At 58.0% G+C, this 15776-nt stretch carries 15 protein-coding genes; 10 read left to right on the forward strand and 5 right to left on the reverse strand.

Annotated elements, in window-relative coordinates:
• Positions 1-69: 69 nt before the first annotated feature.
• A complete protein-coding gene (locus NW842_RS01075) occupies positions 70-813 on the reverse strand; it encodes an NUDIX hydrolase (RefSeq protein ID WP_414417307.1) in 744 nt (247 codons plus the stop codon).
• Between the two features lie 161 nt (positions 814-974).
• Positions 975-2198 (reverse strand): ABC transporter ATP-binding protein, encoded by a 1224-nt coding sequence (locus NW842_RS01080; RefSeq protein ID WP_414341870.1) that lies wholly within the window; start codon positions 2196-2198, stop codon positions 975-977.
• Positions 2199-2440: 242 nt separating this feature from the next.
• Between NW842_RS01080 and NW842_RS01085 the strand changes: the two genes are divergently transcribed.
• From NW842_RS01085 to apcD, 4 genes are all read left to right on the forward strand, one after another.
• On the forward strand, positions 2441-3172 hold the full coding sequence (locus NW842_RS01085; protein WP_414341872.1) for an SDR family oxidoreductase: 732 nt from the start codon (positions 2441-2443) through the stop codon (positions 3170-3172).
• A 131-nt stretch (positions 3173-3303) separates the two neighbouring features.
• A complete protein-coding gene (gene folE / locus NW842_RS01090; RefSeq protein ID WP_414341874.1) occupies positions 3304-3993 on the forward strand; it encodes a GTP cyclohydrolase I FolE in 690 nt (229 codons plus the stop codon).
• 271 nt (positions 3994-4264) lie between these two features.
• Positions 4265-5599, forward strand: a complete 1335-nt coding sequence (locus NW842_RS01095) for a type IV pilus twitching motility protein PilT (RefSeq protein WP_414341906.1) — start codon at positions 4265-4267, stop codon at positions 5597-5599.
• 191 nt (positions 5600-5790) lie between these two features.
• Complete coding sequence (gene apcD / locus NW842_RS01100; RefSeq protein WP_011431857.1) at positions 5791-6276, forward strand: allophycocyanin subunit alpha-B; 486 nt, start codon at positions 5791-5793, stop codon at positions 6274-6276.
• Positions 6277-6280: 4 nt separating this feature from the next.
• Here the strand turns inward: apcD and NW842_RS01105 are convergent, their stop codons facing one another.
• Positions 6281-6964 carry a HEAT repeat domain-containing protein gene (locus NW842_RS01105; protein ID WP_414417308.1) on the reverse strand — a complete coding sequence of 228 codons (684 nt, stop codon included), beginning with the start codon at positions 6962-6964 and terminating at the stop codon, positions 6281-6283.
• 92 nt (positions 6965-7056) lie between these two features.
• On the opposite strand from NW842_RS01105, the gene rpsO reads away from it, so the two are divergent.
• From rpsO to NW842_RS01130, 5 genes are all read left to right on the forward strand, one after another.
• Positions 7057-7332: a 30S ribosomal protein S15 gene (gene rpsO, locus NW842_RS01110; RefSeq protein WP_011431855.1), complete on the forward strand. Its 276-nt coding sequence runs from the start codon at positions 7057-7059 to the stop codon at positions 7330-7332.
• Positions 7333-7368: 36 nt separating this feature from the next.
• On the forward strand, positions 7369-7806 hold the full coding sequence (locus tag NW842_RS01115; protein ID WP_414341879.1) for a PAM68 family protein: 438 nt from the start codon (positions 7369-7371) through the stop codon (positions 7804-7806).
• 96 nt (positions 7807-7902) lie between these two features.
• Positions 7903-9096 carry a nickel pincer cofactor biosynthesis protein LarC gene (gene larC / locus NW842_RS01120; RefSeq protein WP_414417309.1) on the forward strand — a complete coding sequence of 398 codons (1194 nt, stop codon included), beginning with the start codon at positions 7903-7905 and terminating at the stop codon, positions 9094-9096.
• 150 nt (positions 9097-9246) lie between these two features.
• Positions 9247-11274: an ABC transporter ATP-binding protein/permease gene (locus NW842_RS01125; RefSeq protein ID WP_414417310.1), complete on the forward strand. Its 2028-nt coding sequence runs from the start codon at positions 9247-9249 to the stop codon at positions 11272-11274.
• Between the two features lie 153 nt (positions 11275-11427).
• Positions 11428-13209 (forward strand): NADPH-dependent assimilatory sulfite reductase hemoprotein subunit, encoded by a 1782-nt coding sequence (locus NW842_RS01130; protein ID WP_414417311.1) that lies wholly within the window; start codon positions 11428-11430, stop codon positions 13207-13209.
• A 9-nt stretch (positions 13210-13218) separates the two neighbouring features.
• On the opposite strand, the gene NW842_RS01135 is transcribed toward NW842_RS01130, so the two are convergent.
• A complete protein-coding gene (locus tag NW842_RS01135) occupies positions 13219-14250 on the reverse strand; it encodes a 2Fe-2S iron-sulfur cluster-binding protein (RefSeq protein WP_414417312.1) in 1032 nt (343 codons plus the stop codon).
• A 173-nt stretch (positions 14251-14423) separates the two neighbouring features.
• On the opposite strand from NW842_RS01135, the gene NW842_RS01140 reads away from it, so the two are divergent.
• Complete coding sequence (locus NW842_RS01140) at positions 14424-15248, forward strand: tetratricopeptide repeat protein (protein ID WP_414417313.1); 825 nt, start codon at positions 14424-14426, stop codon at positions 15246-15248.
• 79 nt (positions 15249-15327) lie between these two features.
• Here the strand turns inward: NW842_RS01140 and NW842_RS01145 are convergent, their stop codons facing one another.
• The gene (locus tag NW842_RS01145) at positions 15328-15675 is read right to left on the reverse strand and encodes an STAS domain-containing protein (RefSeq protein WP_414332321.1); all 348 of its coding nucleotides are present in this window, start codon (positions 15673-15675) and stop codon (positions 15328-15330) included.
• Between the last annotated feature and the right edge of the window lie 101 nt (positions 15676-15776).

The raw sequence follows: 15776 nt of genomic DNA on the forward strand, positions 1-15776 counted from the left end.
GGAGAACGTTAACGATCTGGCTGGACTGGCCGGATTAGTATTGGTGAGCTGGGATCCCTTAGACGGCCTTCAGACAAATACCATTGGCTTATGACGGATTTTCTCGAAAGCAGCCGCATCAAAACGGTAGAGGGTTGCCGGTCTGCCTGTTCCTTGGGAACTTTTCTGGCCGGTATCTTGCAAGATACCCAGTTTCAGTAGGCGGGCGCGAAAATTGGAGTAGTCGGAGAACCCCTCGCCCAAAACGGTGCCGTAGAGCTGGTAGACCTCCCCTAGCGTGAAGGTGGCGGGCAAAATGTCAAAGGCAATCGGACTGTACTCCAACTTGGCGCAGAGGCGACGGCGGGCATAGCGGCAAATCTCTTCGTGGTCAAAGGCTAAAGAGGGAATTTGGTCGGCGGGATACCAGGCAATGCCCTCCACTCCGTCTGCCAGCAATTCAGCATCCTGGAACCGCACCAGGGCAAAGTAGCTGACCGACAGGTAGCGCACTCCATAGCCATCCTCGGCCTCGCGGGGATCCCGCTCCGGCCCCCCGAAGGTGTAGAGCTGCTCCAGATAGAGGTTTTTAACACGAATTTTCTCCGCCAAGATGCGGTAGGCCGCTGCTTCTAGGGATTCTGAGCGCCGCACCAGTGTTCCTGGCAGGGCCCAGCAACCGCGGAAGGGATCCTCCCGCCGCCGCACCAGCAGCACCAGGAGGCGATTCTGCTCAGTGTCGATGGAGAAAATGACCGCATCCACGCCCACCCGGAACTCCGCCAAGGCGATCCGGTTCTCCGATGGGCCTGCCACGATGCGGGATCCCTGCATAGCTTGGCACTGAATCCTCCACCAACAGCCTACCCAGTTTGTCCCTCCAGAGGGAGCTACCAGCCTGGACCACCGTCTTGCCAGTCTAAGCCCTATCTGGGGCGAAGGCTTTCGTGTCGCGGGGAAGATGGGTTGCTAAAGGTGTGCAAAAGAACCCCGACTCAGGCAACACTTTTACTTTTTGCGCGATTTGGCTCTTTTTCAGCCACGGAGGACCCCTCAGCGAGGGGGAACAGCCGACCTTGCCCAACAGCAATGTGAACCCGCGCGCCCACAGGCAGGGCTTCCCGGGCTAGGGCGTGCAATTCTTTGCCGGCTGCTGTGATCAGGCAATAGCGGTACTCTCGCCCCAAAAACTGTCGATCCCGAATGACAATGCCGCCCTGAGGATCAGGATGCAAATGCAACTCCTCCTGTCGAACCATCAACTCTGCGCAGCGCAAGCTGGGGTCGGGCTGATCCCTCAAAGCCTGGAATGGGATGTGCAGCAGCTCTTCAGCCTGCCAACCCAACTCCCGCCGCTCACAGCGCAGAAAGTTGGCCTGGGTAATAAACTCTGCCACAAAGCGGGTAGCCGGCTCCCGATAGACCTCCTCCGGGGATCCCCATTGCTCAATACGGCCTTCCCGCATCACCGCCACCCAGTCGGAGAGGCAGAGAGCCTCCTCTTGGTCGTGGGTGACAAAAATGGCCGAGGTCTGGGTTTGCTTGAGGATTTTGCGGATTTCTTCCCGCAGGTAGTAGCGCACCTGCACATCCAAATTGCTCAGCGGCTCATCCAACAGGATCAAGCTAGGCCTGGGGGCCAAAGCCCGCGCCAAAGCCACCCGCTGCTGCTGCCCGCCCGAAAGCTCGTGGGGATAACGATGGGTGTAGTCTTCCAGGCCCACCAACCGCAACACCTCGTAAGCGCGTTCCCGCGCCTGTTGGGCAGTGCCTCGCAACTCAGCTCGCAACTCAGTTGGGGAGGAGCGATTGCCACCCCCTGCCGCCGACGCAAACGGGGTAGTGGGTCGGAGGCCAAACATCACATTGGCCAACACGTTCAAGTGGGGAAACAGGGCAAAATCCTGAAACACCAGCCCCACTCCCCGTCGCTCCGGTGGGATCCACTGCCCCTCCCCAGCCACAACCTGCCCCCCCAGCAGGATCCGCCCGCTATCCGGCTGCTCAAATCCGGCAATGGTGCGCAATAAGGTGGTTTTCCCACAACCTGATGGGCCCACAATGCTGAGGATGTCTCCTTGGGGCAGGCGAAACTCGACTTCCCGCAAAACCAACTGCCGCTGGCCGGGAAACCCCTTGCTGATGCCCTCGAGCTGAAGGATGTAGGAGGGATCCTCGCGCACGGCAGTGGGACTTGGAGAAAACAAGAACTCAGCCATGACGGTTGTTGTTGCAAAAGATTTTCACTATTTTTACCACACTACCATGTCCCCGGATCCCGTCCAACCGGATCGAGATCCAACAGCCAGCAGCCAGATCTTGAGCAGGACAGAATAAGGTTTCTACGCCTCGCCCTGATTCCAAGCGAAGCAGCGGAAAATCAGTGTTAAACTTAGTTAACGAAGTTTCTCAGGCCTGGGCGGCGCTTGCTTGTGTGGCGCACGCCAGAGGCTTGTTGTAAATGAGTTTTGAGACAAAGTTTCCCGAACGTGCTCTGATTACAGGGGCCAGTCGAGGGATCGGCAGAGCGGTAGCCCTAGCCCTAGCCCGACAAGGGATAGCGGTGGCTCTGGTGGCCCGCTCCCAACCTGATCTGCTAGCGGTGCAGGCCCAAATCCAAGACCAGGGGGGTAAGGCAGCGGTTTTTCCCATGGACTTGGCCGACTTAGCAGCTCTGCCCCAGCAGTTGCAGGCTCTCCTGGATCGATTTGGCGTCTGCGATGTCTTGGTCAATAATGCGGGCATGGCCCACGTTGGCCCTTTGGCCACCTTACCTTTGTCGGATTGGCAGCGAGTGATCGACTTGAACTTGACGGCAGCTTTTCTGTGTGCCCAAGCCGTACTTCCCGGAATGCGCCGGCAGCGCTGCGGCACGATTGTCAACGTCATCTCGATTGCGGGCAAGCGAGCTTTTCCCAACTGGGGAGCTTACTGTGCCAGCAAGTTCGGCCTAATGGGCTTTTCTCAAGCTTTGGCCGAAGAGGAACGACAGCATGGCATTCGGGTCACCAGCCTGTGCCCTGGTGCCGTGGACACGTCCCTCTGGGATACGGGCACGGTAGGGGTCAACTTCGACCGTTCCAAAATGCTCTCGCCGGAATGGGTAGCCGATTTGATTACCTATATTGTTCGGTTGCCCACAGGTGCGGTGGTGGAAGATCTCACCTTCATGCCTGCGGTGGGAGCCTTTTAGACCTGGCTGGTTTGGGGTTGCCCGTGACTTGGGAGGGTTTTGGCTATCGCAGCCTTTGACTGGATGCCACCTGAGCTGAGTTGCATGCACCGAGTTCTCTTAGCCTTTCGTTAACCAAGGAATATCCTGCTATGACCCTTGCGAAACCCGGATCTGGCTCGCAATCTCGAATGGATGACAAAGCCCATTTCAAGTCTCGGGTGATTCGAGATCGAGCCACTTTTGCGGAAGAAGAATTGGGTAGCTCGGATGTCTCAGATCCGGCTATGGTGGCGGCGGTGGAGACGCTGCTGCGGGGGATCGGGGAGGATCCCCAACGGGAGGGGCTGCGAAAAACCCCGGAACGAGTGGTTGCGGCTTTGAAGTTTTTGACCAGTGGGTATCGGCAGTCTTTGGAGGAGCTACTGAACAGTGCCATCTTTGATGAGGGCCATGACGAGATGGTGCTGTTGCGGGATGTGTCTCTGTTTAGCCTGTGCGAGCACCATCTGCTGCCCTTTATCGGCAAAGCCCATGTGGCCTACATCCCCAGGCAAAAGGTGGTGGGCCTAAGCAAAATTGCCCGTATCGTCGAGATGTACTCCCGCCGCCTGCAGGTTCAGGAACGCCTGACACGGCAAATTGCTGAGGCCTTGATGGAGGTGCTGGATCCCTACGGGGTGGGGGTGGTTATCGAGGCTACCCACATGTGCATGGTGATGCGGGGGGTACAAAAGGCCGGCTCCTGGACGGTCACCAGCTCGATGGTGGGGGTGTTTCAGGAGGATCCCCGTACCCGTGAGGAGTTTTTGAGTCTTATTCGCCATCCGTCCAATTTTTAGGGAGCTTCCCGGAGCTTTGCCGGTGGTTGGGTTGAGTTAACCCTCTGCTCAGGCTGGGAATACTAGCCTAAGATCGACGCAAACCCTGCCAGAAGCGAGGCTTGTCATGAGCGAGGTCAGCCCCGAAAACCAGTTTCCCACCGATTTGGACTCCAATTGGCAGCCCCCGGCTCCGCCGGTCATGCAGCGTCCGTCTCGTCCGGCTGCTCCGGTGCCCCCGGTGGAGCCTCCAACGCAACTGGATCCGGTGCTCGGTTCAGCTTCCCAAGGGATGGGATCCCGGCCTGTCAACGCCAAAAGCCCCCCCAACCCCATTCTGGGTCGGCCCCTTCCTCCTGGTGTGGCTGTCGCTCCCCCTCAGGTACCGGTGCCTGTGCCGGGCTCTGCCGCTTCTCCTCAGATGCCCCCGCCCACCCCGGCTCCGGCTGCTGCTGCTCGGCCTCCAGTGCCGCCGCCCAGCCCCAATCCTGCTGCCCCGCCTTTTGCGCCACCAGCTCGCCCAACGGCTGCCGGTCGGATCCCAGTGGCTCCAGCTGCTCCTGCGGGCCTGACTCTGCGCCAACTGGTGCAGGAAGCCTATGACAAAGGCTACTCCGATATTCATTTGGGGGTGGGGGAAGTGCCTCGCTTTCGGGATCGGGGGCAAATGCTTTTGACCAACTACCCGGTCACCACCACCGAGATGTTCTATGGCTGGCTGCGGGAAAGCCTGCCGGAGAGCCAAATTCGCCAGTTTGAGGAATGTTTGGAACTGGATACTGCCATCCAGTACGAGGGTTTGGTGCGGTGTCGGGTCAACTGCTTTGTTTCCCTTCTTGGCCCGGCTATGGTGATGCGTCTGATCCCGTTGAAAATTTTGACGCTGGAGCAGTTGCGGGCACCGGAAGTGCTAAAGCGCATTGCCGAAGAGCACAAAGGCTTGGTTTTGGTGACCGGCCCCACCGGATCCGGTAAGTCCACAACCTTGGCAGCGATGGTGGACTACATCAATTCCAACTTTCCCAAACACATCATTTCCATTGAGGATCCCATCGAGTTCGTCCACCAGAGCAAGAAATCGATGGTGCGGCAGCGGGAGGTCGGGATCCACACCCTGGAATTTGCCAATGCCCTGAAAGCCTCTCTGCGGGAAGATCCGGACATCATCCTGATTGGGGAGATGCGGGATCGAGAGACGGTGGATATTGCCCTGAAGGCCGGCCAGACGGGCCACTTGGTCTTTGGAACCCTGCACACCAACAGCGCCGTCCGCACCATCGAGCGTCTGCTGGGGATTTACAAGCCGGAGGAACAGGAGCCGATGCGCCTGCAACTGGCAGAAACCCTGGTGGCGATCATCGCTCAAACCCTGGTGCGCACCACCGATGGCAAGCGAGCTGCGGCCCACGAGATCATGCGCAACACCGATGCCATTCGCGACTACATCAAGCGGGGGGCGGTGGACGAAATTGAGGAACTGATCGCCGACGGCTCCTATGAGGGCATGTGTACCATGAATCAATCCCTGTTTAGGCTTTACCAAGAGGGGCGGATTACCGAAGAGGTGTGTCTGGAGGCTGCCCCACGCCGCAATGAGATGGCCCAATGGCTGCGAGGCCGGATCTAGGGCCAGTCTCGAGATGGAGTCACGCCAAAGTGCTTGAGGGAAGGTTTGCCCTATCCTAAACTGGGAGCAGCCGGCGGCGCTGGCTTGCCGAGCTACCTGCTCATCTCTTGGGCCGACCTTGGGCTGGGGGGATGGGTTGCGAATTGATGAACCGAATTGAAAGCAAGTTAGAAAACAGGAGAATCCCTACCGTGAGCGTGATCAACCAGATCATCGAGACCGCGGATGACCAGCTGCGTTACCTCTCAGTTAGCGAACTGGAAGCCATCAGGAATTACATGACCACCGGCGAGAGGCGCTTGCAAATCGCTCAGGTGTTAGCAGAAAACAAAAAGCGCATCATTGACCAGGCCCAGAAGCAGCTATTCGCCAAGCGGCCCGAGTACGTGCAACCCGGTGGCAATGCCTACGGTGACAAGCGCTACAACCAATGTTTGCGAGATTACGACTGGTACCTGCGTCTGGTGACCTATGGCATTATTGCCGGCAGCAAAGAGCCGATTGAGTCTATCGGCCTGATAGGGGTGCGGGAAATGTACAATGCCCTCAACGTACCCATCGCCGGCATGATCGATGCGATTGTCTTTTTGAAGGAAGCTGCCCTCAGCTTGTTGGAGCCGGCGGCAGCCGCTGAAGCCGCCCCTTACTTTGACTACATCATCAATGCCATGAGCTAGGAAACTACAGGGATCCCAAGGCAGCCCGGGCATGTACGGCCACCTGTTCTTGGGAATCCTGGGCCAGCCGGGTCAGTCCGGCGCGAGCGGCTTCTGTTCCCAACTTGGCCAGGGCAATGCAGACGCGGTAGCGCAGTTGCCAGTCGTCGGAATCAATGAGGGGATCCAGGTAGGGGATGGCCCGCGGATCCCCCAGATCGCCCAAGGCAGCGGCAGCGGCTGTGGTGATCAGCTCGCTCTTGTCCTGCAAAGCTTCCACCAGAGTGTCGAAGGCGGCAGGGTTCCCCAGCTCTCCCAGGGCAGCGATGATGCTAAACCGTACCAGCCACTCCGTTTCTCGCCGATAAGCTTCCAGGAGATCGGCCAGGGCCTGTGGCTGCTTGAGATCCCCCAGGGCAGCGGCGGCAGCAGCCCGCACATCGAACTCCGGATCCTCTCGCAAAGAGCGCTGCAAAATGGGCAACAGTAGGTTCGGATCGACGCCAGACAGGGTGCCCATCTGGCTGATGGCAGCATAACGGACGCGGGCATTCCCGTCGTGAATCGCTCGCTGCAGCAATGTCAGGGCTTCTGGCCCAGGCAGTTCTCTGGCTTTGTTGACAGCGCGCAGCCGATTTCCCAAGTCTTGTGAGTTCAACAGCTCCAGCAAAGCGGGCAGTGCCGGAGGATCCCCAGAGGTTGTTGTCATATCCCATTCTCTCCATAACCCTCCTCGGCCATAGCGAGGGAGGAAAAGCCGATGTTATTATCTTGAAGCAGTGCATCCAGTCCCTTGATCTTATGGCCTTATTGCAACAAGAGAAGCAGCAGATCATTGAGAGCTATCGACTGCACGACACCGACACCGGTTCTGCCGAGGTTCAGGTGGCTCTGCTCACCAGTCGCATCAACCAGCTCTCTCAGCACCTTCAGAGAAACCCGAAGGATTTCAACTCCCGCCGCGGCCTGCTGATGATGATCGGTCGTCGCAAGCGTTTGCTCAACTACATCGCCAAGCATTCTCCTGACCGCTTCCGGGAGCTGGCCGAACGGCTGAACATCCGGGTGAAAAAGTAGGCAGCCCATCCAAAACGCTATCGGAGATCTGTCTTCGTGGGCAAATCCAGCCGCCAGTCCAAAACCTTTCGCCGTCGCTCCCCCTCCGCCTCTGTTGAGGTGGAGAAGAAGCCGGCCAAGAAGGAGCCTGTTGCCGTGATTCCCCCTGAGGTCAGCCGGCGGATGGTGCGGCGGATTCTGGTGTTTTCTGGGATCCCTTCTGGGCTGGGCCTGAGCAGCTTTTTTGTGAATTACTATCTCTTGACCAACCATGTGGTCGCTCTGCCCCCCTACTTCACCTTGGCAGAGTCGCTGACCTTGTTTGGCCTTGGTTTTTTGGGCATCAGCTACGGTGTGTTCTCAGCTTCCTGGGATCCCGAGCCGGGATCCCTGCTGGGCATTGGAGAGTTTCGGCGCAATTTGGGCAACGTCATCCAACAGTGGCGGGAATCTGCTGCCCGATCTTCTGAATCTTCTGACTCTAGGGAAGCCTAACTGCTCTCCCGTCGCCTTTTCCAGGCCGGTTGCTGCCTACAATCAAGAGGGATCCAAGTCCATTCTGGCGGCAGCGGCTACCCCCAGTTCTCCAGCATGAAAATAGCCTACTTCGACTGTGCGGCGGGCATTGCCGGCGATATGTGTCTAGGAGCCCTGCTGGATTGCGGGGTGCCTTTGGAGTACCTCAACCGTCAGCTCCAGGCGTTGGGCATCGAGGGGGAATATAGCCTGCAGGTGAGCCGGGTGCAGCGGTGTGGGCAGCCTGCTCTGCAAGCTGTGGTGGAGGTGCTGGGATCCCAGAGTGGGGGATCCCTTGCTCGGCATTGGGCAGAGATTCAGGCTTTGATCGCGGGATCCCAGCTTTCCCCAGCCATCAAGACCCGCAGCCTGGCGGTGTTTGAAAAGTTGGCGCAGGCAGAAGCAAAAGTCCATCAAGTGCCCGTGGAAAAAGTGCACTTTCACGAAGTGGGGGCAGTGGATGCTTTGGTGGATATTGTCGGCACTTGCATCGGCCTGGATTGGCTGCAGGTGGAGCGGGTGTTGTCATCCCCCCATCCTATTGGGGGCGGCTGGGTGAGCACAGAGCATGGCAAATTGGCCGTGCCGGTGCCGGCGGTGATCGAGCTGTGGGAAATGGGCCGCGTGCCGGTGTTCAGCAACGGGGTGGAAGCGGAGCTGGTGACCCCCACAGGAGCAGCCTTGGCCGTGGCGTTGGCGGAAGAGTTTGGCCCCTGTCCGCCGATGCGGGTGGAAAAAGTGGGGCGTGGGGCCGGTGCCCAAGAGCTGCCTATTCCCAACGTGTTTCGTCTCTGGATTGGGGAAGCCGATGGGGGAGAGCTAACGGAAACGGTATCGGTGTTGCAGACCCAAATTGACGATCTCAACCCCCAAGTGATTGCCTACACCTGCGAGCAGTTGTTGGCCCTGGGGGCCTGGGACGTGTTTACCCAGCCGATCACCATGAAACAGGGGCGGCCGGGGATCCTGCTTACCGTCATCTGTCCGCCGGATCGGGTGCCGGAGTGTCAAGATCTCATCTTCCGGGAGACCACCACCCTGGGCATTCGCCACTTCCAACAGCAGCGCACCCTACTGGAGCGGGTCATTGAGCGGGTGGAAACCCCTTACGGCCTGGTAGACATCAAAGTGGCCCGCCACCATGGCCGCATCGTCAACGCTCAGCCGGAGTTTCGCGACTGTGTGGCCCGCGCCCAGGAGTTTCACGTGCCGGTTCAGACGGTGTGGCTGGCGGCCCAATCGGCTTGGCAAAGCCGGTTGCAAGGTTGAAGGGACACTGGCTTTAAGCAAGGGGTGTGTGGGTGAGCAAGACCCAGAGCCAAGACGGTTTGGATGGGACAAGGGGGATCCGCGTTTCACCCCCAATGAATCCGCTCCTGTTGAACACAGATTGGCACCCATGGCCTGCTAGCCTGGGAGATGTCGATCTTGCTCTCTCCGCCGACCGCAAAAATGGAATCCCAAGCCTCTCAATTTAACTTCGACCGCAAACTGTGGGATCGGTTTATCACCGTGGCCCAGCCCTACTTTTACCCCAGAGTGCGCTATGGGGGCTGGATCTTTTTGGGCTTGCTGGCAGCGGCCATGGTGTTTGTGGTTGCCCTGATGTTCTTTGTGGAGATTGGGGTAACTTTGGTCGGTCAAGCCCTGTTCCCGGAGTTTTTCACCAATGTGGCAGCCGGATTGGTGGCGCAAACGAAGAGAAACTTGTCCTCGCCAGTGCTGTGGGTGGCCTCGGTCAGCTTGGCTTTGAGCAGCCTTTGTTTTGGGGCAGTGTGGCGGCAGCTTCGCCAGCGCTGGTTGCAGTGGGTGCTGCTCACCTTTTTGCTGTTTCTGTCGCTGACGGTCAACCGGCTGAACGTGATGATCAGCTTTATCTTTCGGTTTATCGACACAGCTCTGCAGCAAAAAGAAGAGCCCACTTTCTGGCAATTTTTGATTATTTATGGAGTGCTGATTATCTCAGCTATTCCCATTTTGGTGATCTACCGCTACACTCGCCTCAAGCTAGGGCTGTTTTGGCGAGAATGGCTGACCGATCATTTTCTGGATCGCTACTTCGATCAGCGGGCTTACTACGAGCTGGATTCCAACGCCGCCAACACCGAAATCGACAACCCCGACCAGCGCATTTCCGAGGATGTTCGCTCCTTTACCGGCACCACCCTCTCCTTCCTGTTGGACATTCTCGACTCGATTCTCACCCTCTATGCTTTTACTGGCATTCTCTATGGTATTTCTCGTCCGTTGGCGTTGGGTCTGGTGGTCTATGCCACTATCGGTACTGCCATCGCCATTTTGGCCGGTCGCAAGCTGATCAAAATTAACTTCGATCAACTGCGCTACGAAGCTGATTTTCGCTACAGCTTAGTGCACGTGCGGGATAATGCCGAGTCCATTGCCTTCTACCAGGGAGAGGATCAAGAACTCAGGCAAATTTTGCATCGCTTTGGTGCGGCCTTGCGCAATTTTAATTTGCTGATCATCTGGCAGGCCATCATCGATATTTTCCAATACGCCTACAACTATTTCACCCGCATTGTGCCCTATGTCATCGTCGCCCCCCTTTACTTCAGCGGCGTGCGAGATTTCGGCACCATTACCCAAGCCACCATTGCCTTCAGCCAGGTGTTGAGCGCCCTCTCCATTGTGGCCAACCAGATTCAAAGCATTTCCAGTTTTGCCGCTGGGATCAACCGCTTAGGCTCCTTTCACGAGTCTCTGGAAGATCCGGCGCTGCGCCACACCGGCGCTCGGGAAAGCAACATTCAAACTCGCATTGCCCAGCAATTGGCGCTAAACCACGTCACTTTGCTCACCCCCAATTCAGAACGAACCCTGGTGCGGGATCTCTCCTTCGCCTTGGAAGCCGGCCAGCGGCTTTTGATTGTCGGTGTTAGCGGCAGCGGCAAAAGTTCCCTGTTGCGGGCCATTGCCGGCCTATGGACCAACGGCCAGGGATCCATCGCCCGCCCAGATACTCAGGAGATGCTCTTTTTGCCCCAGAAACCCTATATGCTGCTGGGATCCCTGCGGGATCAACTGCTCTATCCCAAACGCCGCCGAGACCTCACCGATGAAGATCTCATCCGAGTCTTGGCCCAGGTGAACTTGGGGGACTTGCCGGAGCGGGTGGGCGGCTTTGATGTGGAGAAAGATTGGGCCAGCACCCTCTCCCTTGGGGAGCAGCAGCGCCTTGCCTTCGCCCGCATTTTGATCACCCAGCCCCGCTACGCCATCTTGGACGAGGCCACCAGCGCCCTGGATGTGGCCAACGAAAAACTGCTCTACCTGCAACTGCAACACTTGAACACCACCTACATCAGCGTCGGCCATCGTCCCACCCTCTTGGCCTACCACGACCTGGTTTTGGAGCTGCAGGGGAATTGTGCCTGGCAACTGTGGTCGGTGCAGGAGTATGGTGCCCGCCTAGCCCTGGCTAGCTAGAAGCGCCGACATCTCCAGCTGACTCAAATAACAAGTTTTGCGGGTTTGGGACAAAACCCGGATAGGAGGCTGACTTTTCCAACTGGACGCTCTTCAAAGGAGGTGATAGCCTGTTATTCACAAGTATTCCGACCGGTTTACCGGAGATCACCAATGCCCCCCATGATCCCATCCGAGGCCAAGCGCTCCAAGGTGGAGCAGATCAAGGCAGACAGCCACTTTCTACGGGATCCCCTTCAGCAGGAGCTGGCCCAAGACACCACCCACTTCAGCGAGGCGGCGGTGCAGGTGCTGAAGTTTCACGGGGCTTACCAGCAGGACGACCGGGATCGGCGGCAGCAGCGAAAGCAGGAGGGGCTGGAGCGGGCCTATTCGATGATGTTGCGCACCCGCATCCCCGGGGGACACGTGCCCCCCCAGCTTTACTTGACCCTGGATCGGCTGGCCGATGAGTACGGCAATGGCACCCTGCGAGCCACAACGCGGCAAACCTTTCAGTTGCACGGGATCCTCAAGAAAAACCTCAAGGCCACCATAGCCAGCATTCTCAAACAGATGGGATCCACCCTGGCCGCCTGCGGCGATGTCAACCGCAACGTGATGGCACCGGTTGCCCCCTACAAAAATCGCCCTGCCTATCGCTATGCCCAAGAGTATGCCCGCAAGCTGGCGGATCTGTTGGCTCCGAAGACCTCTGCCTACTACGAGATCTGGGTGGATGGGGAGCCGGTTCCCATCCCACCGGTGGATGAGGAAGTGCGGGAAGCAGAGCAGTTTGTGGGCAACGGGGTGCGCCTGGAGGGGCCAGAACCTCTGTATGGCCCCGTATATTTGCCCCGCAAGTTCAAGACAGCCATCACCGTAGCTGGGGAAAACACGGTAGATGTGTACTCCCAGGACCTGGGCTTGATTGTGCTCACCGACCGCAAGGGCAACCTCAAGGGCTTCAACATCGTGGTAGGTGGCGGGATGGGACGCACTCACGGCAAGGAAGAAACCCAGCCCTTGCTGGCCCAGAAGCTCTGCTTTGCCCCGCCGGAATCGGTGTATCGGGTTTGCCAAGCGGTTTTGGCCGTGCAGCGAGACTACGGCAACCGCTACGACCGCAAGCAGGCGCGGTTGAAATACTTGGTGAGAGACTGGGGGATCCGCAAGTTTCGCCGCGTTGTCGAGGAGTATGTGGGGGAAAAATTGCCCCGGTTTCGCCCCCTACCCAAGTTTGTTCCCAACAGCGACGACTACCTGGGCTGGCACGAGCAGGGGGATGGCCGTTGGTTTTTGGGCATTTCCATCGAAAATGGCCGTATCCAGGACACCCCAGAGCGACAGCTCAAGACGGCACTGCGCCGGATTGTGGAGGCGTTTTCTCTGGACATGCGGCTGACCCCCACTCAGGACGTGATCTTTATTGACATCGAGGATGGCCAGCGGGAGGCCATCAACCAGATCCTCAAATCCCACGGGGTGCTTTCCAAGGAAGAGATCCCCCAACTGGTGCGGCTGTCGATGGCCTGCCCTGCCCTGCCCACCTGTGGGTTGGCGATTACCGAGTCGGAGCGGGCTTTGCCGGGGCTGGTTCGCCAGTTGGATCGGCTGTTGCAGGAGCTGGATCTGCAGGATTCGCCCTTTTTGGTGCGCATGACCGGCTGCCCCAACGGCTGTGCCCGACCCTACTTGGCGGAACTGGGATTGGTGGGATCCGCCCCCGATGGCTACTACCAGCTTTGGCTGGGAGCCAGCCCGCAGGGGGATCGCCTGGCGCAAGTGTTTCAGGATCGGGTACACATCAGCCAGATCGTGCCGCTCATGAGAGTTCTCCTGCAGGCCTACAAGCAGGAGCGCCGTCCTGGCGAGAGCTTTGGAGATTACTGCCACCGGATGGGGATCCCCTATTTGCAGGCCCAAGTTAAGCAAAGGGATGGCGTTTTTGCCTGAAGGGATCCCTCAAAAACGAGACCAAGCCTGTAGCCATTCCCGGAGCGCTTCCAGCCATCCAATCGGTTCGGGCTTGGCTGCTTCTGGAGCTTCCTCCTCGCCAGCCGGCAAGCTAACTTGGTCAGGGTGCACCCTGTAAACTCGGATGGGTTTGGCGTTGGGAAAAGGTTTCACCGAAAGAGGCTCCACCTGCAGGAGTTGCCCTTCCACGGCTCGATACACGGCTGCCGAGATGAGCAACCGAAAGCTCTGTTCCTCAGTCTGTTCCCCCCCTTGCGAAACATCCTCAACCGACTCCAGCCAGGTGGCAAACTGAACCGACTTCCCGAAGGCGGACAACCGCTGCGGATCTTGGGGATCGAGGGGCAGCAAAAGGACTGGGCCGTAGTGGATCCCGAGGGTGAGCTTAACCTGGGGGTAGGAGAGTTGCCGCAGAGACCTGTTCAACTCCGCCACCGACTGTCCAAGCGCCAATCCCGCCTGCAGTGCCTGCTGTACGGCCAGCTCGGGTTGTTTTAAGCCAAACAAGGCCAAACTTCTCAGCCCACTCTGGTTGGCCAGTACTCCCCCATATTGCTGCACCAAGGCCCCCATTTGGGCGAAGTAGCGACCCAAGGTGTAGACAACATCGTAGGGAAAGTTCTCCTCGTCGAAGTTGGCCGTCCCCCGCAGGGAAGCGCTGAGAATGGCGGCGGTGACTTGGCTGCCGACCGAATGGGCCTGCAATTGATGTTGAGCTACTTCCACATCTGCTTTATCGATCACCAGCCGTTGCAGGGTGACATCTCCAGTGATGCGGGTTTGACAGGCCAGACGAATATGTACAGGAAGGTCTAGCCGTTGAGCTAACTTCTTCTCGGCAGGAGTCATGCTGCGGCAGTTTTGGCTGCCTTCCAAAATCAGGATGCGACAGGTGGAGCAGGCGGCATTGCCCCCACAGGCATGGACATGGTGCACCCCCGCCTTGAGCAGATTTTCCAGAACCGTGAGCAGGGGATTGGCTTCCAAGGTGAGGTTGTCGGGGTAACAGGTGATCCGCATGGTTAAGAGGGAGTGAGGGGTGGCAAAAAGATTCAGCACTACCTAAATTCAGTACGGCATTGCCCTCCCCTTGGATGCTGTTTTCAAAAGTTTTGGGTATTGGGTAACCTCACCCCGCAGCCTGCCCCGGCGCCGATGATAGAGTACAGAGGAGTCTTCTGCGCGAGCCCTTTATGCCTCAGTCCAAACCCCAAGAATCCCCAGCCCGCAAGCTCCTCAACATTTTGCTGCTGGTGGTGGGCACGGTAACTTTCTTGGGCTTCTCCTTTGGCCCGCTATTCCAGGCCCTCGGGCCTTCCGAATCTCCAGAGGCCAGCCTGGTAACCGAGCAACTGCGGGCCCAGGCAGACGGCTATCGCGTCGTGCTGGAGCGGGAGCCGGATAACCCCATTGCCCTGCGGGGGTTGATCGACACCCAACTGCAGCTCAACGAGCCGCAAGGGGCAATCGAGCCGCTGAAGAAGCTGGTGGAACTGGAGCCCGAAAATCGGCAACTGCGAGCTTTTTTGGCCGAAATCCAGCAGGATACGGGGGATTTTGAAGGGGCGTTAGAACAGCTCCAGCTCCTTCACGACAGGGATCCCAAAGATGGGCAAGTGCTACAACAGTTGGTGGATGTGCAGCTAACCCTGGGCCGCACCTCTGAGGCCATTGCCCTGCTGGAGAAGCATCTGGAAGAAGTGCCGGAAGATAATGATGTACGTTTGCGCTTGGCTTTTGTCTACGCCCGCAACAACCAGACTGAGAAAGCTGTAGTCCTCTACGACAAGTTGATTGCGGCGGATCCCAGTGATTTCACCCCCGTGTTGGGCAAAGCCATAGCCCTCAGCTCCGCCACCGATGAAAACCTACGGGCAAAAGCACCTGAGTTGTTTGAGCAAGCAGCGCGGTTGGCCCCACCCCAAGTTCGGGAGCAGATTCGGCAACAGGCAGAAGTTTATGCCCAGGTGAACCGGCCCCAGACGGTCGAGAACCAAAACAGCAACCCCTCCCCCTGAGCAGGTTTTCAACCGTTAGGCTAATCCAGGTGTTGAGAAGCTGATCCCTGACGGTTCTCAGTTGACCCGATAGGGAGAGCTACGGAAAAGACTCAAGTGCCTTTTCTACAGAGGGGTAGATCTCGTAAATGGCATCCAAGCCGGTGATGGAGAAGAGCAGCTTGACCTGCTCCTGCAGGCTGCAGAACTTGAGTTGATAGCCCGAAGCGCGGCAATGGCGATGCGCCCAAACCAGAACCGACAACCCCATGCTGTCGATCAGGCTAACCTGACTAAGATCCAACAAGAAATGTCCCGGTTTCTCGGTGAGAATTTGGCTTAGCTCTTTCCGTACCTCGCGGGCAATCGCGGCGTTGAGCCTTTCACTGTGCAATTTCACAACTGTAACAGGGGATCCCTTGTGGCTGAGCCGGATGAAGACATCCATGAAGAGCCCGGCAGGTTTGAGGGGGAATGAGCACAGGCACGATGCAACCAGACTGATTTTGAATTGCTAAATCACCATGAGTATGAGTTTGTCCTCCCTGG

The sequence above is a fragment of the Synechococcus sp. R55.4 genome (assembly GCF_047461935.1).
In the GTDB taxonomy this organism is placed as follows: Bacteria; Cyanobacteriota; Cyanobacteriia; order Thermostichales; family Thermostichaceae; genus Thermostichus.